At 63.8% G+C, this 25,949-nt stretch carries 24 protein-coding genes and 1 pseudogene; 15 read left to right on the forward strand and 10 right to left on the reverse strand.

Annotation, left to right across the window (positions count from 1 at the left end):
• Positions 1-287: 287 nt before the first annotated feature.
• A complete protein-coding gene (locus tag AB4061_RS08040; RefSeq protein ID WP_441632545.1) occupies positions 288-1,541 on the reverse strand; it encodes an MFS transporter in 1,254 nt (417 codons plus the stop codon).
• Between the two features lie 237 nt (positions 1,542-1,778).
• Here AB4061_RS08040 and AB4061_RS08045 point away from each other — a divergent pair, with 237 nt between their 5' ends.
• Both AB4061_RS08045 and AB4061_RS08050 read left to right on the forward strand, forming a co-directional pair.
• Positions 1,779-2,054 (forward strand): hypothetical protein, encoded by a 276-nt coding sequence (locus AB4061_RS08045; protein WP_441632547.1) that lies wholly within the window; start codon positions 1,779-1,781, stop codon positions 2,052-2,054.
• Positions 2,054-2,227 (forward strand): annotated as a pseudogene (locus AB4061_RS08050) (hypothetical protein); the annotation flags it as partial. The gene AB4061_RS08045 and the pseudogene AB4061_RS08050, both read left to right, overlap by 1 nt.
• 22 nt (positions 2,228-2,249) lie before the next feature.
• Here AB4061_RS08050 and AB4061_RS08055 read toward each other — a convergent pair.
• A complete protein-coding gene (locus AB4061_RS08055; protein ID WP_441632549.1) occupies positions 2,250-3,185 on the reverse strand; it encodes a LysR family transcriptional regulator in 936 nt (311 codons plus the stop codon).
• A gap of 179 nt (positions 3,186-3,364) precedes the next feature.
• Between AB4061_RS08055 and AB4061_RS08060 the strand changes: the two genes are divergently transcribed.
• Entirely contained in the window at positions 3,365-4,141 is a 777-nt protein-coding gene (locus AB4061_RS08060) for a sulfite exporter TauE/SafE family protein (RefSeq protein ID WP_441632550.1), read from the forward strand.
• A gap of 54 nt (positions 4,142-4,195) precedes the next feature.
• On the opposite strand, the gene AB4061_RS08065 is transcribed toward AB4061_RS08060, so the two are convergent.
• The 3 genes from AB4061_RS08065 to AB4061_RS08075 all read right to left on the reverse strand — a co-directional run bounded on the left by AB4061_RS08065 (position 4,196) and on the right by AB4061_RS08075 (position 7,118).
• Positions 4,196-5,770, reverse strand: a complete 1,575-nt coding sequence (locus tag AB4061_RS08065) for a peptide chain release factor 3 (RefSeq protein WP_441632552.1) — start codon at positions 5,768-5,770, stop codon at positions 4,196-4,198.
• Positions 5,771-5,905: 135 nt separating this feature from the next.
• Entirely contained in the window at positions 5,906-6,871 is a 966-nt protein-coding gene (locus tag AB4061_RS08070; protein ID WP_441632849.1) for a YihY/virulence factor BrkB family protein, read from the reverse strand.
• Between the two features lie 79 nt (positions 6,872-6,950).
• Positions 6,951-7,118: a DUF1328 domain-containing protein gene (locus AB4061_RS08075; protein WP_150989214.1), complete on the reverse strand. Its 168-nt coding sequence runs from the start codon at positions 7,116-7,118 to the stop codon at positions 6,951-6,953.
• A gap of 268 nt (positions 7,119-7,386) precedes the next feature.
• Between AB4061_RS08075 and AB4061_RS08080 the strand changes: the two genes are divergently transcribed.
• From AB4061_RS08080 to AB4061_RS08110, 7 genes are all read left to right on the forward strand, one after another.
• Positions 7,387-7,572 carry a hypothetical protein gene (locus tag AB4061_RS08080; protein WP_441632554.1) on the forward strand — a complete coding sequence of 62 codons (186 nt, stop codon included), beginning with the start codon at positions 7,387-7,389 and terminating at the stop codon, positions 7,570-7,572.
• A gap of 480 nt (positions 7,573-8,052) precedes the next feature.
• On the forward strand, positions 8,053-8,601 hold the full coding sequence (locus tag AB4061_RS08085) for a hypothetical protein (RefSeq protein ID WP_441632556.1): 549 nt from the start codon (positions 8,053-8,055) through the stop codon (positions 8,599-8,601).
• Complete coding sequence (locus AB4061_RS08090; protein ID WP_441632558.1) at positions 8,598-9,209, forward strand: hypothetical protein; 612 nt, start codon at positions 8,598-8,600, stop codon at positions 9,207-9,209. The genes AB4061_RS08085 and AB4061_RS08090 overlap by 4 nt, the downstream gene beginning before the upstream one ends.
• An 18-nt stretch (positions 9,210-9,227) precedes the next feature.
• Complete coding sequence (locus tag AB4061_RS08095) at positions 9,228-10,034, forward strand: hypothetical protein (RefSeq protein ID WP_441632560.1); 807 nt, start codon at positions 9,228-9,230, stop codon at positions 10,032-10,034.
• A gap of 84 nt (positions 10,035-10,118) precedes the next feature.
• Positions 10,119-10,811, forward strand: coding sequence for a C39 family peptidase (locus AB4061_RS08100; protein ID WP_441632562.1), 693 nt, complete (start codon positions 10,119-10,121; stop codon positions 10,809-10,811).
• A gap of 1 nt (position 10,812) precedes the next feature.
• The gene (locus AB4061_RS08105; RefSeq protein ID WP_441632564.1) at positions 10,813-11,604 is read left to right on the forward strand and encodes a hypothetical protein; all 792 of its coding nucleotides are present in this window, start codon (positions 10,813-10,815) and stop codon (positions 11,602-11,604) included.
• A gap of 60 nt (positions 11,605-11,664) precedes the next feature.
• Positions 11,665-12,996, forward strand: coding sequence for a transporter (locus AB4061_RS08110; RefSeq protein WP_441632566.1), 1,332 nt, complete (start codon positions 11,665-11,667; stop codon positions 12,994-12,996).
• Between the two features lie 58 nt (positions 12,997-13,054).
• On the opposite strand, the gene AB4061_RS08115 is transcribed toward AB4061_RS08110, so the two are convergent.
• The 3 genes from AB4061_RS08115 to AB4061_RS08125 form a co-directional block, all read right to left on the reverse strand.
• Positions 13,055-14,425, reverse strand: a complete 1,371-nt coding sequence (locus AB4061_RS08115) for a sigma 54-interacting transcriptional regulator (protein ID WP_441632568.1) — start codon at positions 14,423-14,425, stop codon at positions 13,055-13,057.
• Between the two features lie 125 nt (positions 14,426-14,550).
• Positions 14,551-15,021 (reverse strand): hypothetical protein, encoded by a 471-nt coding sequence (locus AB4061_RS08120; protein ID WP_441632570.1) that lies wholly within the window; start codon positions 15,019-15,021, stop codon positions 14,551-14,553.
• Between the two features lie 594 nt (positions 15,022-15,615).
• Positions 15,616-16,968 carry an NCS2 family permease gene (locus AB4061_RS08125; protein ID WP_441632572.1) on the reverse strand — a complete coding sequence of 451 codons (1,353 nt, stop codon included), beginning with the start codon at positions 16,966-16,968 and terminating at the stop codon, positions 15,616-15,618.
• Between the two features lie 388 nt (positions 16,969-17,356).
• Between AB4061_RS08125 and AB4061_RS08130 the strand changes: the two genes are divergently transcribed.
• Together AB4061_RS08130 and AB4061_RS08135 are read left to right on the forward strand one after the other, a co-directional pair.
• Positions 17,357-17,560, forward strand: a complete 204-nt coding sequence (locus AB4061_RS08130) for a cold-shock protein (protein ID WP_006159057.1) — start codon at positions 17,357-17,359, stop codon at positions 17,558-17,560.
• Positions 17,561-19,248: 1,688 nt separating this feature from the next.
• Positions 19,249-20,343, forward strand: coding sequence for a replication protein RepA (locus AB4061_RS08135; RefSeq protein WP_441632574.1), 1,095 nt, complete (start codon positions 19,249-19,251; stop codon positions 20,341-20,343).
• Positions 20,344-20,563: 220 nt separating this feature from the next.
• On the opposite strand, the gene AB4061_RS08140 is transcribed toward AB4061_RS08135, so the two are convergent.
• Positions 20,564-20,767: a cold-shock protein gene (locus tag AB4061_RS08140; RefSeq protein ID WP_043352637.1), complete on the reverse strand. Its 204-nt coding sequence runs from the start codon at positions 20,765-20,767 to the stop codon at positions 20,564-20,566.
• Between the two features lie 365 nt (positions 20,768-21,132).
• Here AB4061_RS08140 and AB4061_RS08145 point away from each other — a divergent pair, with 365 nt between their 5' ends.
• Positions 21,133-21,792 (forward strand): AAA family ATPase, encoded by a 660-nt coding sequence (locus AB4061_RS08145; RefSeq protein ID WP_006159055.1) that lies wholly within the window; start codon positions 21,133-21,135, stop codon positions 21,790-21,792.
• Positions 21,793-21,794: 2 nt separating this feature from the next.
• Complete coding sequence (locus AB4061_RS08150; protein ID WP_441632577.1) at positions 21,795-22,808, forward strand: ParB/RepB/Spo0J family partition protein; 1,014 nt, start codon at positions 21,795-21,797, stop codon at positions 22,806-22,808.
• Positions 22,809-22,869: 61 nt separating this feature from the next.
• Here the strand turns inward: AB4061_RS08150 and AB4061_RS08155 are convergent, their stop codons facing one another.
• Positions 22,870-24,576 carry a phage integrase family protein gene (locus AB4061_RS08155; protein WP_441632579.1) on the reverse strand — a complete coding sequence of 569 codons (1,707 nt, stop codon included), beginning with the start codon at positions 24,574-24,576 and terminating at the stop codon, positions 22,870-22,872.
• A gap of 499 nt (positions 24,577-25,075) precedes the next feature.
• Between AB4061_RS08155 and AB4061_RS08160 the strand changes: the two genes are divergently transcribed.
• Positions 25,076-25,936 carry a response regulator transcription factor gene (locus tag AB4061_RS08160; RefSeq protein WP_441632581.1) on the forward strand — a complete coding sequence of 287 codons (861 nt, stop codon included), beginning with the start codon at positions 25,076-25,078 and terminating at the stop codon, positions 25,934-25,936.
• Positions 25,937-25,949 lie beyond the last annotated feature (13 nt).

The following is a 25,949-nucleotide window of genomic DNA, read 5'->3' on the forward strand; positions in this document are numbered from 1 at the left end:
GAAATTGAGGATACTTTCAGGACAAATGACAGGGGAATTGGTTTCCCCCAGATGCGCGGGAACAGCGGGGCGAATCGGCGCCAGCCCTGCGTGGGCAAGGGCTGGCCCCGATTGAAAAAATCTTTCGCCGGAGTGGGCTTGGGCGTACTTTTTATGTGGGGAACATCGTGCGGCACCGCTGCGCGGGAGCACGCAGAATTGGGTACGCTTTGGTGCGAAGGAAGGCGCGGAGGAAGAACGGGCGCTGCACCCGGCCGGTGCTGGGACCGGCCGGTTTGGACCTTATTTCAAGCTGTGACGGGGTGATTGTGCAAGCGGTCGCGCGAGGCTAGCGAGGGGAACAGGCGCATCCACACCACCACCACCAACAACGTGCCGATGCCGCCAAGCAGCACCGCGCCAACCGGCCCGAACAGGGCAGCCGTCACGCCGGACTCGAACTCGCCAAGCTGGTTGGACGCGCCGATAAAGACCGAATTGACCGCGCCCACGCGCCCGCGCATGTCGTCGGGCGTATCGAGCTGGACCAGCGTGGAGCGCACCACCACGCTGATCATGTCGGAGGCGCCAAGCATGACCAGGGCCGCCATCGACAGCGGCAACCAGTGCGAGATGCCGAACACCATCGTCGCCACGCCGAAGACGGCCACGGCGCCGAACATCACGCGGCCCACGCGGCGGTTCATCGGATGGTGGGCGAGCCACAGCGCGGTCGCCAGCGCGCCGATGGCGGGCGACGAGCGCAGCAGGCCCAGGCCCCAGGGGCCGGTATGCAGGATGTCGCGCGCGTAGATGGGCAGCAGCGCGGTGGCGCCGCCTAGCAGCACGGCAAAGAGATCCAGCGAAATCGCGCCAAGCAGCACCGGCCGGCCGCGGATATACGAAAAACCCGCGAACAGCGTGGCGATGCTGACCGGCGTGGTCAGCCGCTGCGCGGCCTGGCGCAGCTTGAGGGCGGTGACCAGGCAGGCGGCCACGGCGAACAGCGTGGCGCTGATGGCGTAGACCACGCCCGGGCCAGCCACATAGGCGAAACCGCCCAGCGCGGGGCCGATGATGATGGCCGTCTGCGTGGCGGAGCTGGACAGCGCGACCGCGCGCGGAAACATGCGTGGCGTGACCACGCTTGGCAGCAGCGCTTGCAGGGTCGGCGTTTCAAAGGCTCGGGTGGCGCCGATCAGGGCCACAAACACGAAGATGTGATCGCGCGTGATCCAGCCCGACAAGCTTGCCACCGCCATCGACACCGCGATCAGCGCTTCCAGCGTCTGGCAGATGCGCACGATCAGGCGCCGGTCGAAGCGGTCGGCCACGTGGCCGGACATCAGCAGCAGCATCACCGAAGGCAGGAACTGCACCAGCCCCACCATGCCAAGCATGAACGGGTCGCGGGTGAGATCGTAGATCTGCCAGCCTACCGCCACCGTAAAGATCTGGTAGCCGATGGTGGTGCACAGGCGGGCAAACCAGAACAGCCGAAATGAAGGGTCGCGAAAGACTGAGTCCGGCTCGGGGGCCGGAACGGAAGCAGGGGTCGGCATGGATGGCTGTGATGACAGGACGGGCGGCGGGGCAAAGCTGGCACGAATTCTATCCGAGCCGCGGCGTGCATGCAGGCGCATGCATCACGTCCCACCCCCTTTCATGTATCAACAATGATGCATTGTTGCAACGGGGAAGACACACACAGTGGAATCGATAATGATTCGTATTTATAACGCGAGCCCTCGATGCGGCGGATGCACGGATCCCCGCCAGCGCTTCCCAGGAATTCCATTTTGCAGCCCACCTTCAAGCTCTCCAGCGCCGCCATCGGCGCTGCCCTGCTTTGCCTGACCCTGTGCGTGCATGCGGCCGACCCGCAGCCCGCGGCCGCGCCGGCAACCGCCCCTGACGCGGCAACCCCAGGTGCTTTCAGCGCCGAAAGCACCCTCAATGCCGTCACGGTGGTCGGCAACTGGCTGGAGAGCCCGAACGAGGCCAAGGTGCTGGAGCACCCCGGGGCGCGGACCATCGTCGACCGCGAGACCATGGTGGAAAGCGGCGCGAGCTGATGAACCTGCGCCTGGGCTACGACTTCGGCAAGGCGGCGCAGAACCTGAAGATCGCGGTGGGCGTGAAGAACCTGTTCGACCGCCGCTACTTCACCCGCTCCACCGACAACAACGCGGGCAAGTACGTGGGCATGCCGCGCACGTTCTACGTTCAGGCTTCGCTGGCCTACTAAGCGACTAAGGCGATTAAGGCGACTATCGAGGCGACAGCGCCGCACGCAGGCACTGCGCGAGCGCCGCGGCGGCTGGCGCGGCGTCGCGGCGCGACAGCAGCAGCACGCGCGTATCACATCGACTATCACAGCGACTATCACAGCGACTATCGCCGCCGGCATCGGCCAGCGGCACGCAGCGCACGCCCGGCGGTGCCAGGCGACTGAGCGAAGCCGGCACCAAGGCTACGCCAAACCCTGCCTCCACCAGCGCCAGCTGCGACAGCTTGCGCGAGATCGCCGCCGCCGCGCGCGGATAGAAGCCACGCTCCAGGCAGCACTGCGCCACGCGATGGCTCAGGCCGCCCCGGTCCGGATGCGGCAGCGACACGAAGGACTCTTCCCGCAACCGCTCCAACGCCACGCTTTGCTCATGCGCGAGCGGATGCGCACTGCATACCGCCAGCACCAGGCGCTCTTCATAGAGCGGGTCCACCTCGACGCCGGGGAGCCGGCGCAGCAGCGGCTCGCGCGCCAGGCCCAGGTCGGCGCGGCCCTCCTCGATCTCCATGGCCTGCTGTTCGCTGGAGGCCTGCGAGATCTCGAAACGTATCCCCGGGTGCGTCGCCTGGTACTCGCGCAGCACCGCCGTGCATGCCGGCGTCAGCGGCACCGAGCTGGAATGCAGCAGGCGCACCGTGCCCTGCTCGCCGCGCTCAACCTGACGCGCCTGCGCCGAGGCCTCGGTCAGCTCGGCCAGGATGCGGCGCGCCGCCTCCAGGAAAGCGCGGCCGGCTGGCGTGGTCTCCACATGGCGCGGCTTGCGCACCAGCAGCACCACTTGCAGCATGCCCTCCATCTCCTTGATCTGCCGGCTCAGCGCCGACTGCGCGATAAAGAGCCGCTCCGCGGCCAGGCTGAAGCTGCCGGCATCGACAATTTCAACGAAGTAGCGCAACTGCTTGAGGGACGGACTCATTGAATGGGCGGGCTCATGGGACGGACGGGCTGACATCGGCCTGGGTCGTGCGCGCAAGTGTGCCATGGCGCGCGCGCCGCGCCCAGCGCGCTGCCATGCCGCTTTGCGATGGATCGCGGGGCGCTTTGATATTGGTCCGAGCACGCACGCGTCCCTATGCTGTGGGGCACGCAACCCTGATGCCAATGCCCGTGGACCTGACCGCCCTGCTGCCCGACGTTTCCCTGCCTGCCTACCTCGCCATGTGCGTGGCCATCGCCGGCGCCTATGTGATCTTCGGCATGGCGGGCTTCGGCACCGCGCTGGTGGCCGGGCCCCTGCTGGCCTACCTGATGCCGGTGCGCCAGATCGTGCCGCTGCTGGCGCTGATGGACTGCACGGCCGCAGCCTTTGCCCTGCTGCGCGATGGCCGCGCCGCCGACCACGCCGAGCTTGGGCGGCTGCTGCCCTGCATGCTGGCCGGCAGCCTGGTGGGTGCCGCACTGCTGCTCAAGCTGCAGTCGGACCTGTTGCCGCTGCTGCTTGGCGTGTTCGCCATGGGGTATGCGATCTGGTCGCTTGCCGGCAAGCGGCCCACCGGCTTCACGCCACGCGCGGCGCTGCCCTTTGGCCTGGGCGGCGGCGTGTGCTCGGCCATGTTCGGCAGCGGCGGCTTTCTCTATGCGATCTACCTGTCGGGCCGGCTGGGCAAGGACGCCATGCGCATGACGCAGTCCACGCTGATCGGCGTGAGTACGCTGACGCGGCTGGTGCTATTTGCCCTGGCGGGAGTCTATGCGGGTGCGGCCATCATCAAGCTGGCGCTGCTGCTGGCGCCGGCGATGGCGCTGGGCCTGTGGGCCGGGCGCAGGATCACGCTGCGCTTGTCGCGCGAGCAGTTCCTGCGCATGGTCAATGCGGTAGTGCTGTGCTCCGGTTGCACGCTGGTCCTGCACTACCTCATGCGCCTGGATTAGGCGCGCCGCCCGAGCGGGCGGCGCTTGCGCCAGATCGCTCTGGCAGCGCGAAAATCAAACGATTTCGCGCGTCTCCATGAACTGCAGCTTGGGGAAGCGCTCCTGCGTCAGGCGCAGGTTGACCATGCTGGGCGCCAGGTAGACGTGGTCGCCGGCGCCGTCGAGCGCCACATTGTGGCCCGCCTTCTCGATCAGCTTATCGATCTCCGCGGGGTCGCCCTTGAGCCAGCGCGCGGTGGCGCAGTCGTGCGACTCGAAGATCGCGTCGACACCGTACTCGTGCTCCAGGCGGTGCGCCACCACATCGAACTGCAGGATGCCGACGGCGCCCAGCACCAGGTCGTTGGAAGCGATCGGGCGAAACATCTGCGTCGCACCCTCTTCCGCCAGCTGCTGCAGGCCCTTTTGCAACTGCTTGACCTTGAGCGGGTTGTTCAGCCGCGCGCGGCGGAAGAACTCAGGCGCGAACGACGGGATGCCGGTGAACTTGAGCGCCTCGCCCTCGCTGAACGCATCGCCCAGTCGGATGGTGCCGTGATTGGGCACGCCAATGATGTCGCCAGCGTAAGCCTCTTCGGTCGTATTGCGGTCCTGCGACATGAAGGTGATGGCGTTGTTGATGGCCATCGTCTTGCCGGTGGACACATGCTGCACCTTCATGCCGCGCTCGAAGCGACCCGAGCAGACGCGCACGAACGCGATGCGGTCGCGGTGGCGCGGGTCCATGTTGGCCTGGATCTTGAACACGAAGCCAGTGAACCTGGGCTCCTGCGGCTCCACCGCGCGCGACTCGGCATTGCGGCCCTGCGGCGGCGGTGCCAGCTCGCACAAGGCATCGAGCAGTGATTGCACGCCAAAGTTGTTGACGGCCGAGCCGAAGTACACAGGCGTCTGCTTGCCGCTAAGGAACGCGTCCTTGTCAAAGGCATGCGACGCGCCGCGCACGAGTTCGATCTCGATGCGCAGCTCTTCCGCCTGGGTACCCAGCACGCGGTCCAGCTCCGGGTTGTCCAGGCCCTGGACCATGGCCGAGGTGCCCTTCTCGCCGTGCGGGTCGAACAGCTGCACGCGGTCGTCGATCAGGTGGTACACACCGCGGAAAGCCTTGCCCATGCCGATCGGCCAGGTCATCGGCGCGCACTGCATCTTCAGCACGTCCTCGATTTCGTCGAGCAGCTCGATGGGCGAGCGGCCTTCGCGGTCGAGCTTGTTGATGAAGGTGATGATGGGCGTGTCGCGCAGGCGGCAGACGTTGAGCAGCTTGATGGTCTGCGCTTCCACGCCGTTGACCGAGTCGATCACCATCACCGCGGAGTCCACCGCGGTCAGCGTGCGGTAGGTGTCTTCGGAGAAGTCCTCGTGGCCCGGGGTGTCGAGCAGGTTAACGATGTTCTCGCGGTACGGGAACTGCATCACCGACGAGGTCACCGAGATGCCGCGCTGCTTTTCCAGCTCCATCCAGTCGGAGGTGGCGTGGCGGTCGGCCTTGCGCGCGCGCACTTCGCCCGCGACCTGGATGGCGCCACCGAACCACAGCAATTTTTCGGTCAGGGTCGTCTTACCCGCGTCAGGGTGCGAAATGATGGCAAAGGTGCGACGACGCGCAATTTCGGATACGAGCGAGCTCACGGCAGTGGATTCGGCAAACAGAAGATGAAAAAGGGCCCGGGGCGCAGCGGACCGGCGCCAGGGGCCGGCGCGACCATCAGCTTGCGGTCGGGGGCCGGGCACTGCGGGCATGCACGAAGGGAATCGGGCCGTATTTTACCGGTTCGCGGGACCGGCCGCGCGCGGATCGGGCGGCGGGCCGATGCTTTGCCCTCGCAAACTGCCGAATTGCAGCGCGTATTGGCGGGTCAGCTCGGCACCGAAGAAGAAAATTTGTGCCGAATAATACACCCACAACATCAACGCGACCACCGACCCCGCGGCCCCATAGGACGAAGCCACGGCGCTATTGCCCAGGTAAAGGCCAATCAGCCGCTTGCCCACCGAGAACAGCAAGGCGGTGATGATGGCGCCCATGGCCACGTCGCGCCAGGCGATGCGGGCATTGGGCAGCATCTTGAAGATCACTGCGAACAGCAGGGTCACCACGCCAAATGAAAATGCCGTTGAAAGCACGTCCGCCACCGGCGAAAACCACGATTGCGTCCACATCTGGCCCCAAAACCGGTCGACTACCGCCAGCGCGGCATTGACGATCAGCGACACCAGCAGCATGAAAGCCAGTACCAGCACCAGGCTGAACGAGAGCAAGCGGGCGCGCAGCAATTGCTGCCAGCCGGCACCCTGCGGCGCCGGTGTCTCCCAGATCTCGTCGAGGCTGCCTTTGAGTTCCGCGAAGGCGCTGGTGGCGCCGACAAACAAGATGCTGGTGGCGATGGCTGCGGCCAGCCCGCCACCACCCGAGCGGTGCGTGGCGGCAAGGATTTCCTGGATGGCAGCCGCGCCCTGGGCGCCGACGAGGCCGTCGATCTGGGCAAAGATCTCGCCCCGTGCCGCTTCCGCGCCAAAGAAGATGCCGGCAATCGAGATCACCAGCACCAGCACTGGCGCCATCGAGAAGAGCATGTAGAAGGACAGCGCCGCGCCCTTGCTGGCGGCCCGGTGCGCCAGCCATGCGCTGACCGCGGCCAGCACCACCTTGGCCGTGCGCGTGGCGGTGTGGCGATCGGGCAGCCAATGGCCGATGCCGCGAGCGTGTCGCTTGGGTGGCGTGCGGTCCAGGGACTGGTCGGGAGAATCTGCTGGATTCAAGCGTGGATCCCGTTGTCGGTCGGGCGGCTAAAGGGCTCGGCGACCTGCCCTAGCCCCGGTCTTTGCTCAGGCCCCATATCAACGACACCGCGCACAGCACGAGGAAGATGATGAAGAGGATCTTGGCGAACTCCGCCGCCGCGGCGGAGATGCCGCCGAAGCCAAACACGGCCGCGATCATGGCGATGACGAAGAAAACCACGGCGTAGCGCAACATGATGGGACTCCAATGAAGCCTTCTCCCGTTTTGTTATCCGTTCCAAGGTTCATGATACAGCCCATCCCGCGCTTTGCCCAAGCCGCCCGGGCGCGGCTCGCGCCCCCGGTTCCGACCCGGTCCGGGCCGTGAACGGCTAGACTAAAAGGTGGGCTACGCGCCGTCTCGCTGCGGGTGAACGGCGCCGCCGGGGCGGTTGGTCGCAAGCACCAGCCGTCCAGGTACCGTCCTCCCGCACACCACCTTTCGACAACCAGAAGGAGGCACCATGAACCGGAAAACCCTCCGCCGCCTTGGCACCGCCGTCTTCCTGGCGCTCGGCCTGCTCGCCGCCGCCGGCTGCGAACGCAGCCAGCCCGGACCCAAGCCCATCTCCGGTGCACTGGCCGAGCAAGCCGCCGGCACCGCGCAGACACCTCTTGCTCCATCAGCCTTGCCCGTGCTGCCGGCCTGAGCGCCAACAGCTTCGCAACGGCGCGCCCAGGCCAATGCCGCCGACCCAGGCATCACGCTCCTGCAAGCCCGGAGCGTACCCGTTTCTGCGTACGGAGCCGCGCGCCTGCAAACGCGCGTAAAGCGGCGCAGGCGGGACGCAGACTGCCCGGGCCGCCCGCCTTGCCGCCGATACCAAAGACCGGGCGGCACGCTTGCCGGCCCCAGCCCTGTTTCAGCGATGCAACCAGCACCGGCCCGCCCTTGCGGGCGCTCATGGCGCGTCGTCGTGCCTGACTCAGCATGGCCTTGCGCCCAATCGGCGATCGCTTTCGTCCGGCACCATCGGCAATGCCGCGTTACAGCGCTGCAACCATAATGTTCTTCCTCTATCAGGGAACTTCCGCGCGCTCTCGCGCACCACCCGCAAACCGTTGCCAGCGCTCGATTGCAGGGTATTGGCACGCTTGTCGCTCTGTTCGCCACAGGGAGACATAAAAAGATGACGCGACGAGTCCTACAACGCGGGAGTGAGTTCAGCCATGCGTCAGCCGCCAGCGCGAATGACGGCACGGAGGCGTTCGTATCGACTGGCGCGGCCTGCGCCATCGGTCTTGCAGCTTTTGTCGCCGCCCTTGCTTCCTTCTCCGCGATTGCAGACTCAAGCGATATCGTCGTTCTGCGCAGCGTCGAGCCGCGTATTGCCTATCGCGGCATACCGCAGGGGGACATGCCGATAGCCGCCGCTGTCGAACCGTTTCCGTCCGCACGTTTCCAGCAGTCCACCGCCGCCATCGCCAGCGACCTGACCGACAGCGATCTCGCTGCCGCGGTAGGCCGCAGCGCGGCCGGCAACGCCGTGTCCGGCGCCAGCCAGTCCGCCACCGGGCGGCTGGCCCTGGCGCCCCGCCAGATCGAGGGCCTGGCTAGTGGCAGTGGCGCCGGGAGCGTTCCGGTCGGCATCGCCGGCCAGGTCGCGCAGGCTAGCGGCAACATGACTGGCGCCTTGATGCGCGGACTGGCGCCGCTCGCGGTGGGAGGCCGGCCATGACAGGCGTCCACACCATGCGCGGCAACCACGCTGCCTGGCTTGCCACCCTGATGCTTGCCTGCCTGCCGCTCCATGCGCAGGTCCAGGGCTCAACCACCGACAGCACCCGCATCGATGTCGGCGCGCTCACCGGCGTTGCCGGTCGCGCGGCCGTGAACCTGGCCGCCGGCAGCGGCAACGCGCAAAGCAACCAGGCCGCCATCGCGAGTGGCAGCGCGGATGTGCAATCGCGGCAGCGTGCCGGCGCAACCGCACCCGCGACAAGCGCCGTCAGCCAGATCGGCGGCGGTGCCTTCGCCAATGGCAGCGGGATGCTTTCGGCAAACGTGGCCAGCGGCAACGGCAACGTGCAAATCAATGCGGCAGTGCTGGCGCCGGCCGCCAGCGTAAAGATCGAAGCCATCTCCGACGGCTTGCTAGCCGCGGAATCGGCCGGAGGAAGTCGCCCGGGTTCAGCGGGCCACGCAACGGGTCCGCGCGAGGCAGTCATCCAGCCAGATGCCTACCGCAACGCAACTGGCCTGGTGCAGCTGAACCAGACGGCAGGATCGGGGAATGTCTCGTCCAACGTTTTTGTGCTCCGTCCCCCGGCGGGCACTTTTTTCTAAGCAGGGAAGGAGAAAATCATGAGAACGAAAATCCTCGCCATTGCAGCGGGCATCGCGCTTTCAACCAGCGCATTCGCGGGCGGCTTCAGTTACTTCGACCGGCCGGACGACGCCGATATCTACAGCCAGACAGCGATCAGCAACGACATCTATGTCCGTGGCTTCGGCTTTGCCTGGGGAGATATCCACTTCAGGTCCGAATCGGGCGCGGTGGTCAACAGCCAGCAAAGCGCGCGCGACAACAGCGTGCGCATCGGCCCGTCCACCAACAGTGCATTCGGCGGCGGCAGCGCGCTGTTCAATGCGCAAGGCAATATCGGCGTGAACATATCCGCTGGCGCTGGCAACGGCCAGTCCAACCAGGCCGCGCTGGCCAGCATCGACGCGTCGGATGTCTTCGCCTCGGCGCAGGTGTTCTCCAGCCAGAAGACCGGGGATAACGGCATGCACATGGTCGGCGCCGCAAACAGCGCCAGCATGGCCGATAACATGCTGGCCGGGGCCAAGGGCAACGTCGGCGTGAACATCGCCGCGGGCGCCGGCAACCTGCAGAGCAATGCGCTGGCGGCCTCGGTCAATATGGGCAGCGGCGACAGCGGCCGCAAGGGCGGGGACCCTGTCGGCGCGCTGGCCAAGGCAACCGCGTCCAATGACCAGACCACCTACGGCAATGACCTGTCCATGTGCGGCTGCAGGCCGAACAACGCCGCCACGCTCAACGGCGGCGCCCTGGTCAACGCAGTGGGCAACATCGGCGTAAATATCGCCGCCGGGGCCGGCAACGCGCAGAGCAACGGGCTCGCCATTTCCACGGCGACCCACTGAGCAAGCACTGCGGCAACAGCACGAACGCGGCAGGAGAGCCGGGGTCCGGGGGACGCCGGCTCAACCCGCCCAAGGGGGAGTGTCATGCGCGCGCTATTCCGCGTGACCGGGGCATGCATGCTGCTGGCAGCAGCATTCAGTGCCGATGGTCAGAGCACGATGACGATCGACATCGACGGACAGCCGATGCTCAGGAAGCCCGTCAAGAGCATGCTCGAGATGCGCTACCAGAACATGATGCGCCAGCAGCTTGACTTTAGTTGCGGCGCGGCCGCGGTAGGCACGCTGTTGCGCTACGGCTACGGCTATGACCTGGCGGAGCCCAGGATCGTCGAGGACATGCTGCGCATCTCCGACGCCGACACCGTGGTCAAGAATGGCTTCTCCATGCTCGACATGCGCAACTACGTCGAAACGCTGGGCTTGCGCGGACGGGGATTCCGCGTGGACTACAGCGCCCTGCGGCAACTCAAGATCCCGGTCATCACCTTGCTCGACGTCAACGGCTACCTGCATTTCGTGGTGGTGCGCAAGGCTATCGACGGGCGCGTGTTCGTTGCCGATCCGGCGCTGGGCAACCGCATCATCAAGGAGGAGGATTTCGCGGCGAACTGGAACGGGCTGGTGTTCGCCATCGTCGGCCGGCCGTTCGATCCAAACTCGCCGCTGCTCGATATCGCCGCGCCCGCCTTGCGCGACCGGACCAATGCCGCGCTGGCCGGGGGCATGGTGCCCGCGGCGCTTGACTTTGGCCTGATACGGATGGACTACTTCTGACATGGACACCGCACTGCGCCTCCTCTGCCTGAGCTGCTCCGCCGGCATGGCGCTGGCCACGCCAACGCCTGCGCTGGCATCCACGGCGGCTGACGATGCCAGCGACGTGATGGCCTCGCCGGCAATGGCGGAACTCGTCTCCGACGCGGAAATGGCGGGCGTGCGCGGCAAGTACATGGGCGCGAGCCTGGTCAGCGGCTTTGTGGTGGAGATGGTTTCGCGCTGGCAGAACGATACGGCGATCGCCACGGCAACCGCCCGCGTCGCCGCCGCCAACCTCGCCGCCAGCACCGCGGTGGCGCAGGCCACGGCGAGCTTGTCGGCTCGCGTCCAGAGCCTTGCCCCCGGCAATGTGCAAGGCAATGGCGGCACTGCCAGCTCCGCGGTGCAGGTGGCAGGCGTGGGCCAGGTCGCGCAGATCGCCGGCGATGGCAATTCGGCCAGCAACGTCAGCACCATCACGACCCAGACCACACCCATCGCGGCGGCGCCCACACCGAGCATGGCAAGCAGCAACCCGGCAGCACAAGTGGCACACGGCAATGGCATCACCGCCAGCGCCACGGTCGCGCCAGGCGGCGGCGTGTCGCTGGCCATCCAGTCGGCCGCGGGCAGCGCCACGCAGAATGCGCAAGGCGGCAGCCTGATGCAGGCGGCACGCATCACGGGCGATGCGCAGCAAGTGCTCAACCTCACCAACATTACGTTGCAGGTGCAGCAACTGACGATCCAGCAACTGACGCAAACCAGCATGCGGGACGCACTAGCGGCAATCGCAACGATGCGACGATAATCCAGCATGCACAGGGCTGGCGCACCCGCTTCGCGCCCATTCAGATTTCCGGGGGGAAAGATGAAGACCGAACTCGCTCTGATAGGTACCCTGGCGGGTACGCTGATCTCGGCCGGCGCGTGGGCGCAGGTCAGCGCCCAGCCCAGTGCCGACGAGCGGATCGAACGGCTGACAAGACTGGTCGAGCAACAAGACAAGACCATCAAGGCTCTCGAACAGCGCCTGAACGACCTGGAAATGGTCGGGGCGCGCGGGCGGGGGGTAGTAGCAGGAACGGGGAGCAGTGCCAACGGGAACGCCGGTGGCGGAATGACCGCCGCCGGCGTTCCCTCCTTGGCACAAAGCGCAAGCCCTGCCGCGGGCGGCACGGCCACCGCAACGCCCGCCGGCGACACGCCGGTGGTGGGTTCCGATGCGCGCGAGACACAGCAACAGGCACGCGTGCAGAGCAAAGGCCTGGTCTACCAGAGCGAGCATGCGCCGCTGTTCGAGCGGCGCCTGACCATCGACAGCGGCTTCATCTACAGCTACTACGACCGGCGCGCGCTGTCGCTGTCCGGCTTCCTGGCGCTGGACGCCATCTTCCTCGGCACCATCAACCTCAACCAGACCAAGTCGCACACGCTCACGTACGACACCATCGCACGCTACGGCCTGTCCGACCGCCTGTCGATGGACTTCGATCTGCCGGTGATGTACCGCAACACCAACTTCATCTCCGGCGGCGCGGGCGGCTCCGCCTCCAGCCTGTCCGATGCCACGCTGAGCACAACGGCGCTGGGCGATATCAGCATGGGCCTGTACTACCAGTTCCTGCGCGAAAGCGGCGCCGCGCCCGACGTGGTCGGCAGCATCCGCGTGCGCGCGCCCACCGGGCGCTCGCCGTTCGGCATCAAGCTGGTGTCGGCGAATGCCAATAACAACAACCTGAACATTGCCGACCAGTTGCCCACGGGCAACGGCGTGTGGGCCGTGACGGCCGGCTTGTCACTGCTCAAGACCTATGACCCCGTGGTGTTGTTCGTCAATGGCAGCTACACCTACAACATCAAGCGCTCAGTGAGCGATATCTCCTCGGTGCAGGGACAAGTCACGCCGGCCGATGTGAAACTGGGCGACACCATCGGGTTTGGCGGCGGTCTCGCGCTCGCGCTCAACGACCGCACGTCGATGTCGATGGCCTTCAATGCCGCCATCTCATCGAGCACGCAGGTCACCACCGCGGGTGTCAAGCAGACTGTGATCGGCAGCCGGGCCAACGTAGCCACCATGACATTCGGCTTCAATCACGTGATCACCAAAGGCTTGTCAGTGAGCACCGCGATCGGCCTCGGACTCACCCCGGATGCGCCGAACTACACGGTGACGCTGCGTTTTCCCTATACGTTCTGAACACCCCAAGGCCGGACAAGAAAAGCGGGCCGTAGCCCGCCCGTCCTTCGATGGCCGGCTATTCGCCGGCGCCGGGATGCGCCTCGATCCGGATATTGTGCTTGTGCATCAGCCGGTACAAGGTGACACGCGAAACGTTGAGCTCGCGCGCGGCAGGTACCACGTGGAAGCCGTGGCTTGCCATCACGGTACGGATCGCCTCGCGTTCCGCCTCCTCGCGGATCGCATCCAAGGTCTTGCGTGGCGAGTCGCTGCCACCGTGCAATTGCAGGTCCTCCGCGGTGATCTTGCGGTTATCGGTCATCACGATCGCGCGCCGTACCCGGTTGATCAGTTCGCGCACATTGCCCGGCCACTCGTATTGCATCATGGCCTGGGTGGAACATGGCGAGAATCCGCGAATGCGCCGATGGGCCTCGTGGCCATGCTCGGCAAGCACCGAGTTGGCCAGCAGCAGGATGTCCTCGCCGCGCTCGCGCAATGGCGGGATCGAGAGGGTCAGAACGCATAGCCGGTGGAACAGGTCGGCACGGAAGCGTCCGTCGGATTGCGCCGCCACCAGGTCCACGTGCGTCGCCGAGATGATGCGCAGATCCAGCGGGATCGACTGGTGCCCGCCAAGCCGGGTGATGGTGCCTTGCTGCAAGAAGCGCAACAGGGCTACCTGGCTTTCCAGCGGCAGGTCGCCGATTTCATCGAGAAACAACGTACCGCCCTGCGCCTGCTCGATCCAGCCGATCTTGCGCTGGTTGGCACCGGTGAACGCCCCCTTCTCATAGCCGAACAGCTCGGATTGCACCAGGTGCGGCGGAATGGCGCCGCAGTTGATCGCCACGAACGGGCCTTTGCGCCGGCTCGAGGCTTCATGGATGGCCTGCGCCGCCAGCTCCTTGCCGGTGCCGGACTCGCCGGAGATAAAGACGGGCGCCTCGTTGTGCGCGACCTTGGCGAGCGAGCGGAACATGCTGCGCATCACCGCGCACTCGCCGATCATGGGGCCGTGGCCGACCAGTTCGTGGCTGCGCGCGCCATGCAGGCAGGCCATGCCGTGGGCATGTTTAAGCGTGTAGAGCAGTTCGCTGAACGAAAACGGCGTGCGCACGTAGTCCACGCAGTAGTCGCGTATCAGCCTCCTCACGCGTTCGTCTTCCAGCATGCGCGACGACGTGATCGCCACCCACATTACGTGCAGGTATTGCAGGCTCTGCTCGAGCTGCATCAGCTCGGCATCGCTGTATTCGGTCTCGAGATCAAGGACGCCGGCCATTGGCGCGCTGCCCCGCACCACCCGGCTAAGGTCCCGGATCTGCTGGATGTGGCGAATCTCCCAGCCGGAGCCGAACTGGGCCGGATCAAATCCATAGGGTTCGTGGCGAGATACGACCAACACCTGTGCGGTGCGTGTCGCCGCCTTGCACAGTCGGTCCATAACGTTCTCCCTGACATTGGGCATCTTGACTATTCCGGCTTGCACCGCGATCCCGCTCTCGTGCGGGCTCTGTGTGCGGTCAAGCTGAGTCGGTTGGGGGAGTTCCCCCACGCGCAACGTCGGCATTACGGCTTGGACAGACTGCGGGACTGCTCGCCAAGAATGGCGGTGTGGTCGCTACCGGCATGGAGCTGGTCGCGAATACGCCGGCGCACCTGGTCTTTTTCGCGCATCAACTCAGCGCGTGGCGCTTCAGGCGATTGCCCGGAATACCGGTAATAGAGCGCCTTGTAGGTCAACTGGCTGAGAATCCATTCCTGCAGCAGCGCGCGCTGGCGGGACAGCTCGCCATCCACCGATCGCTGCCGCTGCAGCAATTGTTCGATCGCGGCACGCACGTACGCCGGCAACGCCTGGTCCTGGCTCAGGAACGCTTCGACGGTACTGGCGGCAGGATCGCCGCGCTCGCTGACGCGGCTTCGGCGCGGTGGCTCGGCGGCGGTTTCTCCCAAAGCCGCCCAGGCACGGTGAATGGAAAGACTGGCGGACTCGCTGATGGGCCCCATGGCGGGTCGCCGGATTTCTCCTGCAGTCATGATTGATCCCCGTTGAACAACACCCCCGGCACTACACGTTCGCGATTACCACTTTTGTTTAGTCTTATTGTTTGCTCTTGTCGGGCGGGCGTGTCTCCGCGCGCTCCTTTCGTGGTGGCGAAGCCATCTTGGCGATGGTCTGCTCATTCAGTCCCTGCCCTCGCATTTAAGGTGGACTTGTTGTTGTCGCTATTGCAGGCCTGAAGACGCTGAGCCAGCAGGCGCGGCCCCGGAGTGCCGGAGTCAAGAAGGGGCGCCCTGAAGCGCCCCGCAATCTGCCACGCCTCTAGTTCAGTGCATTTAGGCCAGTTTGTCCAGTCCTCAGTATGGGTACTCAACCGAATATCATCCTTTAGTATGAGCACATTGGCACTCACTATCTGCCATGCGAGGTAATTGGTCACTTACATTCCACGCAGAAATGGGTACGCGGGTGTCATGCCTCGGTGTGCGCCGGATACGCAGAAACGGGTACGGCGCCGTCTGGAGGGGAAGGACGGGAGGGCCACGCCCAGCCACGCAGAAACGGGTACGCTTTTCTCGTCACCCGGCAAACGCTCGCCAACGCGGTCCTTCAAACGGGCGCCAGTAGGCTCAATGCCCCGGCAGGTAATAGAACTTGAAGACGAAGACCGCCGCGATGATCCACACCATGAGCGGGACGCTCCTGGCACGTCCGGTCAGCAACTTGAGCCCGGCATAGGTGATGAAGCCGAAGGCCACGCCGTTGGCCACCGAATAGGTGAAAGGCATGCCAAGCGCCGTCAGCACAGCCGGCACCACCTCGGTCGCATCGCTCCAGTCCAGATCCACCAGTTCGCGCAGCATCAGGCAGGACACGTAAAGCAGGGCCGGCGCCGTGGCGTAGCCCGGGACAGTGCCTGCGAGCGGCGAAATGAACAGGCATGCGAGGAAGAGCACGCCTACGGTGACGGCGGTCAACCCGGTGCGCCCGCCTGCCTGCACGCCGGAGGCGCTCTCGATGTAAGCGGTGGTGGAGGAAGTGCCCAGGAACGAGCCCGCCATGATCGCCGTGCTGTCGGCCATCAGCGCCTTGTTCAGCCGGTCCATCTTGCCCGCCTTGAGCAGCCCGGCGCGATTGGCCACGCCCATCAGCGTGCCGGTGGCATCGAACAGTTCGACCAGGAAGAACACCAGCACCACGTTGATGATGCCGATCGACAGTGCGGCGGAGATATCCAGCTTGAACAGGGTCGGCGCAATCGAGGGCGGGGCGGAAAACACGCCGTGGAAGGTGTTGTCGCCCACTGCGAAGCTGAGGAGGGTGGTCAGCAGAATGCCGATCAGGATGGCGCCTTTGACCTTGAGGTGGTCTAGCGCGACGATCACGAAGAAACCGACGATCGCCAGGATGGCAGGGGTCCGGTGCAGGTCGCCAATGGTGACAAGGGTAGCGGGGCTCGCGGCGACGATGCCGGCGTTCTTGAGCGCGACGATGGCAAGGAAGAGCCCGATGCCTGCGGTAATCGCCACCCGGATCGAGTGCGGGATGCCATTGACGATCATCTCGCGCACGCGGAACAAGGTGACGAGGAGGAACAGGCAGCCTGAGATGAAGACGGCGCCCAGCGCGGCCTCCCAGGGAAATCCCATGCCCTTGACGACCGTGTAGGCAAAGTAAGCGTTCAGTCCCATGCCCGGCGCCATCGCGATCGGGTAGTTGGCATACAGGCCCATGATGAACGTGCCGATCGCGGCCGCCACGCAAGTTGCCACGAATACGGCGTCCTTCGGCATGCCGGCATCGCCCAGGATGCTGGGGTTGACGAAGATGATGTATGCCATGGTCAGGAACGTGGTCAGCCCCGCCAGGAACTCGGTGCGCACGTCGGTCTGGTGCTCGCTGAGCTTGAACCAGCGTTCCGCCAGCGAAGTGCCGGCGGCGGCGGGTGGTGTGGGCTGGCTGATGGGTTCCTGTATCGGCATGGGGTCTCCTGTTATCGTGGTCGCGCCGTGCTTCCGGCTTGCACATGCGGCTGAGGTTGCGGGCCGTGCACCTAGACCCGCCGAGCGTACTGTCGGGCAATTTCCCCCTCGGCACAGCACTAGCGGCGAATAGGAATCATCTGAAAAACGTGATGACCCGACGATGGCTCGTAGTGGATCCAGGCAGACATCCAGAATGACCCTACCTTGACGCTGACGCTAATCCGCCGTATAAACCCCGCTAGATTCAAGCGACGAGGCAACAGCACATTCGTTAGCCACCGTCATGGTACTTCCGTTGTCCATGGTGTCCTTTCCTTGAGTTGCTTTGCTCGGATATGCGTGAGCTATCCGTTTCTTTTAAATTTTTCCCAGGAAAAGCAATACCATGCAAACCGGTATCGTTAAATGGTTCAACGACGCCAAGGGCTTCGGTTTCATCAAGCCGGACGCTGGCGGTGACGATCTCTTCGCGCACTTCTCTGAAATCCGCTCCGACGGTTTCAAGTCGCTGCAGGAAAACCAACGCGTGTCGTTCGAAGTCAAGAACGGCCCGAAGGGCCTGCAAGCTGCGAACATCACGCCGCTGTAAGCAGTAGACTGGCACCCCACTAGGGGGTGCGCCCAGTCAGGAAAACCCCGCCTCTCGAGGCGGGGTTTTTTTTGTCCGGCAATCCTCCTGGCCTCGCCCGGATCCCGCACCGCAGCGAGATCGCCACAGGGACGGCGCCGCTGTTCCCACCTGGCAACGCAGTCGGCCTCCCCCTCAAAAGGCACGCAGAAATGGGTACGCTCCGCTCTCTGCCGCCGCGTCGGCTCCGGAAGGCCTCCGGAATCCCGCGCAGAAATGGGTACGCACCCTCCCGGGTGCCGTGACTTCTTTAACCCGTAGCCGCCTCTCCTGACGCCAGGCAGCCACTAGGCACGCAGAAACGGGTACGCACTGCTTGAAACTCCACTGCGTGTCGGCATTCGGGCGCTGCGAGCACCTCCGCAGGCATCCCGCAAGGGGGTGACTGACGCAATATCACAACGCAGAAACGGGTACGCCCCGTTTTTTTTTCTTCTCGCCGTCCAGTAGCTCAGACACCTGAAATCGCGCAGAAACGGGTACGCGCAACGACCGGAATCGCGTTTCCGGTATTCAGCCGTCCCCTTCAGGCGGGCCCTCGACCGCATTCCCCGTCTCCTCCCCTCCCAAAGTCCTTGCCCAGGAAGGAATTTGTCTTTTTCCCGCAGAAATGGGTACGCATAGCGCCCCTCTCGGCCCTGTCACGGCCGCAGAAACGGGTACGCACACCTGACTGGTGCCCGCAGCAGATGCCCGTGCCGGCGACAGCCCGATCGGAGGCATACGCAGAAACGGGTACGCCTGCAAAAGTCCTTTTACTTATTTGCTTTTTTTGAGTGCAAGCACTCGCTTTCGATATAAGTCTTATGTATAATAGAAAGAAGAGAATTCTGTGCGCAGGACGACCGGCTTCGATGTCGCAGAAACGGGTACGCGAAGAGGAAAGCGAGGTCGCAGCAGGCACGCAGAAACGGGTACGCTTTTGGTGCCGCGTGATTCGGAAGGCAGGTTCGCAGAATTGGGTACGCCGCAGAAACGGGTACGCTTCGGGGCAGCGAGCCCCGAAAAGTCTGTTTTCAAATGCCGCAGCGCAGAATTGGGTACGCAAATGGAACGGCGAGGGCCTTCGCGACGCAGAATTGGGTACGCAGGGCAGCAGGAGAGGCTTTGGTAAACCTGGAGGCGTACCAATTTCTGCGGGGATAACTACTCCGGAACGCCGGTTTACGCGGTATACGTGGCTGAAAACGCTCGGCGTGCGCAGAAACGGGTACGCTTTTGGTGTCCCCAGCTGTGGAAAAGCCTGTGGGAACAGGGAGTTATCCACGCAGAAACCGGTTCGGGCTTTGCGCTGAAACGGGTTCGGTATACCGCAGAATCTGGTACAGCACTTCGCAGAATCGAGTACGGTTTCACGCAGAATCGGGTTCGCGGAGGGTGTTTTTCCTCATACAAATCAAGGTCCTGAGTCTCCCGTATACGGTTTACAAGTAGTTAACCCATACTCTTAACGTTTACCGGTAGCTGATGGCTGGCCTTCCGTGGACAACCCTTCGGGATTGCCCACCGTAGTCCACCATGCAATCAGCCATGAGACCCAGCACACCCAAAACACGCGGCATTGCAGGAAATTCGTCTACCGAACCCGTTTCTGCGTGACAAGGCGGATTGCTTCGCGTAAAAAGTCGTGTATTCCGAAGCACGCCAATATGCCCATCAAACGCAACCAGACCATCCTTGGGTCCCGCGGTCCAGCCGATCTGGACAGTGAGCCCTCCCGCATCATCGTTCCCGGCGACGAGAACAGTCTGGTTCCGTCCGAGAAATTCCAGCGCCTGTTCGACGAAGCCCAGGCCATGGAACGGGAAGATGCCTGGCAAAGTGGCGAAGTCGGCTTTTTGAGCCGGGCCAGTGTGCAGGTCACCTTGCCTTACCGGGCGCCAAAAGGTGCGCCGCCCGTGTGGACGCGGACCAGCGGGAATATTTCGCTGATGATCCAGCCTGGGTACTTCACGCAGCAACGTTCAGAAAAGGCCAGCAACGGTCGCCAGAAACTGGTGTCCGAAACGGTCTCGCTCGGCTATCCCTATGGCTCCTATCCGCGCCTGATGCTTGCCTGGATCGGCAAGGAGATCATGGCCAAGAAAAAGCGCGGCGAGTTTACCGGGACGGTCGAGGACCGCCGCATCTCATTGGGCAATTCGCTGTCCGAGTTCATGTACAACCTGGGCATTCCGATGGCCACAGGTGGCAAGCGTGGCACCATGACGCTGGTGCGACAGCAGATGATCCGCCTGTTCTCCGCCACCATTGCCATCGTTCAGAACAAGTCCACGCCAAGCCAGAATCAGAACCAGAGCCATGAGCCGCTTTCGATCGATCGCGTCGGCTATCTGCTGGCAGACCAGCTGTCGACCTGGTGGGATCCCATGCAGCCGGGGCAGGGCTCGATGTTCGAGAGCTTTGTGGTGCTGTCCGAGCCATTTTTCAATGAGCTGGTTAACCGGCCCGTCCCGGTCGACATGCGCGCGCTTAAGGCGCTCAAGCAGTCGCCGTTCGCGCTGGACGTATACTCCTGGCTGACCTACCGCTTCTTCACGATCCAGCGGCGTACCGAGATTCCGTGGGAGGCCTTGCAGATGCAGTTCGGCACCGAAACCGAAAGTGAGCGGAAATTCCGTGCACTGTTCCGCAAGGCGCTCAAGGATGTGCTGGTTGTCTATCCGGGCGCCAAGGTGGATGCGGATTCGTCCAAGGCCCTGATCCTGCAGCCTTCCCGTACGAGCGTTCGCAAGCTCGCCTGAGCCTGGGCACATGCATTGCCGAACCCGCCTGCTGAATGAGCTGGCGGGTTTTTCGTTAAAGCCCCCCTGGAAATGGCGCGAAGGTGCCTGGATGCAGAGCAGACGTTGTCGCACCGCAAGAAGCACAAAAGGCAAGCGTGAAACGCTTGCCTTTTGCTTTACTCACCACGTCAAGCCCGAAAGCCCGGCGTAGTTTGCGATTTCGGCGTGATTCGTGAGATCAGGCCGGCTTGATGGCGGATGCCTGCAAGCCTTTCGGGCCCTGCTTTACTTCAAACGTGACGCGCTGACCATCTTTGAGCGTCTTGAAGCCCGAACCTTGGATTTCGGAGAAGTGCGCGAACAGATCCGCACCGCCGTCATCCGGGGTAATGAAGCCAAAGCCTTTGGTCTCATTGAACCATTTGACCGTACCGGTTGTCATGTGAATTTCCTTTCGAAGCAAGTTCTTGTACACAACGCAAACAACGCTAACAACCGTTCAAGCACGCTAAGTTCTCGTAGTTACCGAACGGACGCCGACGAGGTGACACGACTTGACTCGACTGTTGCGGGCATCATAACCAGTTTGTCTAGTTGTGTCATGTGCGTCGAAAGACGCACTATCGCTACTTTAGGCGTATTCCGTGCCGCATTTCAAGTGGAAATCTATCGTTTCCATAACGCGAAATATCCTCGCTAATATTATATTTAAAATATAAATTCAAAAAACAGTTGAGCCAGCACGTCACTTTGACTAAAGTTGCGGCTAGCGATAATCGCGCTTTCAGCGCTGAAAGAGAGGTCGTAGTGCCAGCTAAAATCATCACGGTCTTCAACCAAAAGGGCGGGTGCGGAAAGACCACAGTCAGCATGCATCTCGCAGGTACGCTCGGATTGCGCGGCGCGCGGTCGATGCTTGTCGATATGGACGAGCAAGGCACGGCAACACGCTGGGCCGCGCAGGCAAGCGACGAGCGGCCTTTTCCTGCCTCCGTGATCGGCCTGGCGCCGTCCGGCGGCGCAATGCACCGCGAAGTCAGGAAATTCATCCAGGACTACGATTACATCGTGGTCGATTGCCCTCCGGCGGTACATTCGGCTGCGCCCTCGAGCGCCCTGTTGATTTCCGATCTGGCTATCATCCCGGTCGTCCCATCGCCTCCCGACCTTTGGGCGGCGGTGGCCGCCAAGACCCTAGCCCAACACGCTCAGGTCCAGAATGAAACGCTGCGGATCCGCGTCATGGCGAACATGGTGCAGCGGCGCGTTTCCATTGCGCGCCAGGCGATTGAGATTTTGGGGGATGATCTGGAAATCCCGTTGATGCAATCGATGATCGGTTCGCGCTCGCCGTTCCGCGAATGCCAGGCGATTGGTTGCACCGTGCACGGCGTGGCCGGGGCGCGCGAGTCCGTGCAGGAAGTCGACATGATGGTCGACGAAGTATTGTCTTTGATTGAGCACTAGGTATGGCGACAAAATTGAAAAGCCTCAAGGCAGGCATGTTGGCGGGAATGGCGGCAGAAAAAACACGAGGGGACGCGATCGATCGCTTTGCCCGCGCCGAAGCGGCAATTTCGCAGCACCCCAACGGATTGCTCCAGGTGCGCGGCCGAGAACCGAGCCCCATTTTCAGCGCTGAAAGTGAGTCCGAGGAGGAGGGTGGCCGAATCCTGATGAAGGTGCCGCTGGCGCAGCTCCACGACAATCCGTTCAATGCCCGCCGCATCTACGACCCTGTGGTGGTGCAGGAACGCGCGGCTTCGATTGCCACCCACGGCCAGAAAACACCGGGCCTGGCTACGCCGGATCTGGCCCGGCCGGGGCACTACATCCTGATCGATGGCCACTACCGCAAGCGGGCGTTGGCCTCCGCGGGCAAGCTCGAGATGGAATGCTTCATCGAGAGCAACCTGAATGACCTGGATTTCTACCGGCTGTCGTTCCTGCTCAATGAGCAAAGGTCCGACCAGTCGGCGCTGGACAACGCGATTGCCTGGCGGCAACTGCTCGACGAAGGCAAGGTCCAGAAAGAGGAAGACATCTGCGAACTGACAGGGATGTCAGCCGGCACGGTCAACAAGACACTGGCGCTGCTGAGACTGCCCGAGTCCGTCCTGGGCGTCATGCGCGAGCGTCCCAGCGCAATCGGAATTGCCACCGGCTATGAGCTGACGCTCTATTGCAAGATCGTTGGAGAGGACCGCACACGGGACCTGGCCACGCGCATCATGGCAGAGGGCTTGTCCAGCCGTGAGGTCGAGGCGATTCGCAAGCACGCGCAGGAAGGCAAGGCACGCAAGATCAAGGAGATCAGCCGCCAGTACAAGATCCGCAGCGACGCTGGGCAGTTGCTGGGCACGATCAAGGAGTGGGATTCCGGGCGCGTGGTGCTGGATGTGCAAGTGAGCGACCGAGGCGCGCGCGAAGCGCTGGTCGAGACCCTCAAGGCGCGTTTTGGCCTGGAAAAGACCGCTAGCTGACAGCTGCAGCTTGCATAGTCGGAGTCGAGGGGGAAGGGCAGCGATCACCCACCCCATCCGGTCACTCCAAGGCCGGAACGACATGAACATGATCCGCTGTGCAGGCCCCGGAAGCCTCAGGGGCCATGACTCCCGCCCCAATCCGTTTCACCCGGGTTCTTCGCCCTGCAAGGTCGCGCGGCGAGCGGGCCGCGAACTCGGCATCCTCGGCCTCCCGATATCGCTCGATCACCTGGCTCAGCAAGGCATGCAATCCCCTGACCGAGTAGCCTGCACCCGGCGACCTCTCCGCCTTGCGCCTGGCACGGCCGGTAGGCGGAAGCCGGGGAGGGCCGACGAGCACGATCGGCTGGCCGGCCTGCCTGCTCCAATCCAGCCCGCGGTCCTGCCAGTGACGCTCCAGTGCGCTGCGAGCCGCCTCGCTTAGACCCTCACCCTCGCCGTGCCCCTCCTCGGCACAGGGCGTACCAACTTCTTCATGCGTACCAACTTCTTCGTGCTCGCTAAGCTTGCCGCGCGTGAACGTCGCCAGGCTCGCAAATCCGATGGGCTGCTCCTGCAACAAGCGGACTGCCGCTTCGGCGGCGCGATAGCGAATGCCTTCGGGATCCCGGCCCTGGGCCGCTAGCCAGGCAAGGAATCTGGCCAGCGATTCGGACTCAAGGGTGGTCCCGGCGGCCACGGGCACGGCCATGCGCGGCGCCATCCTCTTCGACTGGCTCTCGGGCTGCCAGACGTGCTCCGCCACATGTCCCTGGCTTTGCAGCCATTCAAACAGCGCGCCCAGGATGCGCGAAGCATGGAGCACGCTGCTCTCCGACAGCGGACCGGTGAACGGGCGCCATGCCGCCGACTCCCTGGGCGCACGCGGACCGACCCACAACTGTACGGGAGCAGGATGACGAAGGAACGCCAAATAGTCCTGGCGATCCTGCCGATCCAGCATGGCCAGCGGCTTGCATCGCGCCATCGCCGTCCAGAGCAAAAGCCGCTCGGCCTCCTTACGGTACGCCAGCCAGGTACTTTGCTGCGCCTGATTTGCTGCGAGCCAAGCCCGAACGGCGGCGAGATCGCTTATAAAAGAGCCTTTTAGATCACTATCAGGTGAAGTCGCCGTCACCGTACCCGATTCTTCTTCGCGCATCAGCTCAAACGGCACCAGTTGGCGCAAGCGCGGGCCAAGCGTGGCTTCGGCCAGGCGGCCCCGCGCGAAAACGTGCTCCCGCAGCAAAGGTTCTCCCCGCTCATCCCGCACCACATCGCGATGATCGGCCAGCCACCGGTTGATTGCCGCTCCGGCAAGGGCGCCGATGCGGGGCACCGAACGCCACCACGCATTGCCGTGGCGGTTGGCAAGATCCACCAAAATATGCAGATTAGATATCTTTTGTGCTCGCAAGCGCCTCGCCAGGGCGGGGGAAAACCAGAGCTCGATGCCGTGATCGGCGCGGGGCTGGGCGGTACCAAGCCGTTCCAGCTCGGCCAGCGCTTCGACCCGGCGGTCCATGCCCCGGTTGGAGCGCCCGGGGCCACCTTCCAGCAGTTCGGCCAGATCCTGCCGGCTATGCAGGTGCGCCAACTGCACCATGCGGTCGCGCAGCCCCAGCAACAGCCGCAAGGCGGATTCGCCGCCTGCGTCATCGTCGTCGTCGTCATCAGAGAGGTAGCGCCCGGCTACCATGGCGGCCGGCATGCCTTGCACGTAGGCCCGCACAGCGGCAAATTCGCTGCGGGTGAGACTCAGGCTAGGGGCCTTACCGGGTTGCATGACAACGTTCGATTTGGTCGCTAAGATCTTGATTCATAAGGCACTTATTCAATCGCTAAATGCATCCGGGTGTAAATGCATAGTGAAGTTTAATGCCGATAATTATACCGGCAAAATCCCCCATTTTCGCCGGTTTGCCACCTGCGGTAGGCCGATCCGGCCGCGCAGCCCAACGCCGCTGACATTGCACGACATGCTTCGCCCGGTGTAACCCTGACTTGCATTCACCCCCGCCAGTGCATATCCTGAGACCCAGAGTTAGACTTCTTTAACTCTGAATTAAGAAACATCTACAGCGTAAGAAAGCGCAAACGGGGCGATTCGAGAGCGACTCCACGGGATGGTCAGTCGGGCAGCGGGACCTGGACGGGTACGCTGCCACGGCCTGGAGACGAAACGGATCGTATGGAAATGCAACCGCAGCATAGTGGGGCATTTCCGTTAGCATGTGCGGGTTGTCGCGGGGCTCGCCATGCCGTAACAAAAAAAGAGAGCGGCCATGGCCACAATCCTCTTGATCGAGCCTCATCCCCTCCTGCGCCTGGGTCTGCGCCATTTGTTGACCCAGGCCGGCCTCCACGGCGACCTCGTCGATATCGATCCCGGCGCCCTGCCCTATCCAGCCGAGTGGCTCTGCCATGCCGACCTGATGATCTACGGATTGTCGGCGGACCCGGCGTTGAGCTGGCAGGAACTGGATCAGGCCTGCCAGACACTGATGCCCAAGCGGGTCCTGGTGCTATCCGAGCAGATCTTGTCGCCGCAGAACGGTACCTCCATGCCCGATAGCGTGCGCGGCCTGTTGTCCAAGGCCTGCAGCGCCGACATGCTGGATGCGGCGATCCGCCTTGTCCTTGCAGACGGCGAGTGCTTTCCCGCCCGGGCCCAGGCGGCGCGCGCCGACGCGAGTCCTGTGCCGTGGCCCTCGATTCCGGCCAGGCCGTCGCTGGCCACGCTGCATATGCACGCCGGACCGACCCAGGTCGATGGCGAACATGACGCTGCCGTCCACCCGGCACAGCATCTGCCGGGCGACACCGCCCCCGAGCCGGAAACGCCTTCGGCCGGATCGCACCTGCTTAATATTACCGAGCGCCAGTACGAGGTGCTGGCGCTGCTGGCGCGCGGCTATCCGATCAAGACCGTCAGCCGTCTGCTGAACATCTCGGTGGCTACCGCCAAGACGCATGCGTGCACCCTTTACCAGCGGCTGCACGTGCGCAACAAGGGCGAGGCGGTTTACGTAGCGCTGCAGCGCGGCGCGAAGCTGAGCTGGCCGGGCCCGGCAACCGCTGCCGTGCCGATTCGCGGCGCGGGGCCGTCGCCGGTCGAGCTGGCCGGTGTCTGCCAGGCGGCCTGATTGTTAGTCCCGC

This window comes from Cupriavidus sp. YAF13 (assembly GCF_052113425.1).
In the GTDB taxonomy this organism is placed as follows: Bacteria; Pseudomonadota; Gammaproteobacteria; order Burkholderiales; family Burkholderiaceae; genus Cupriavidus.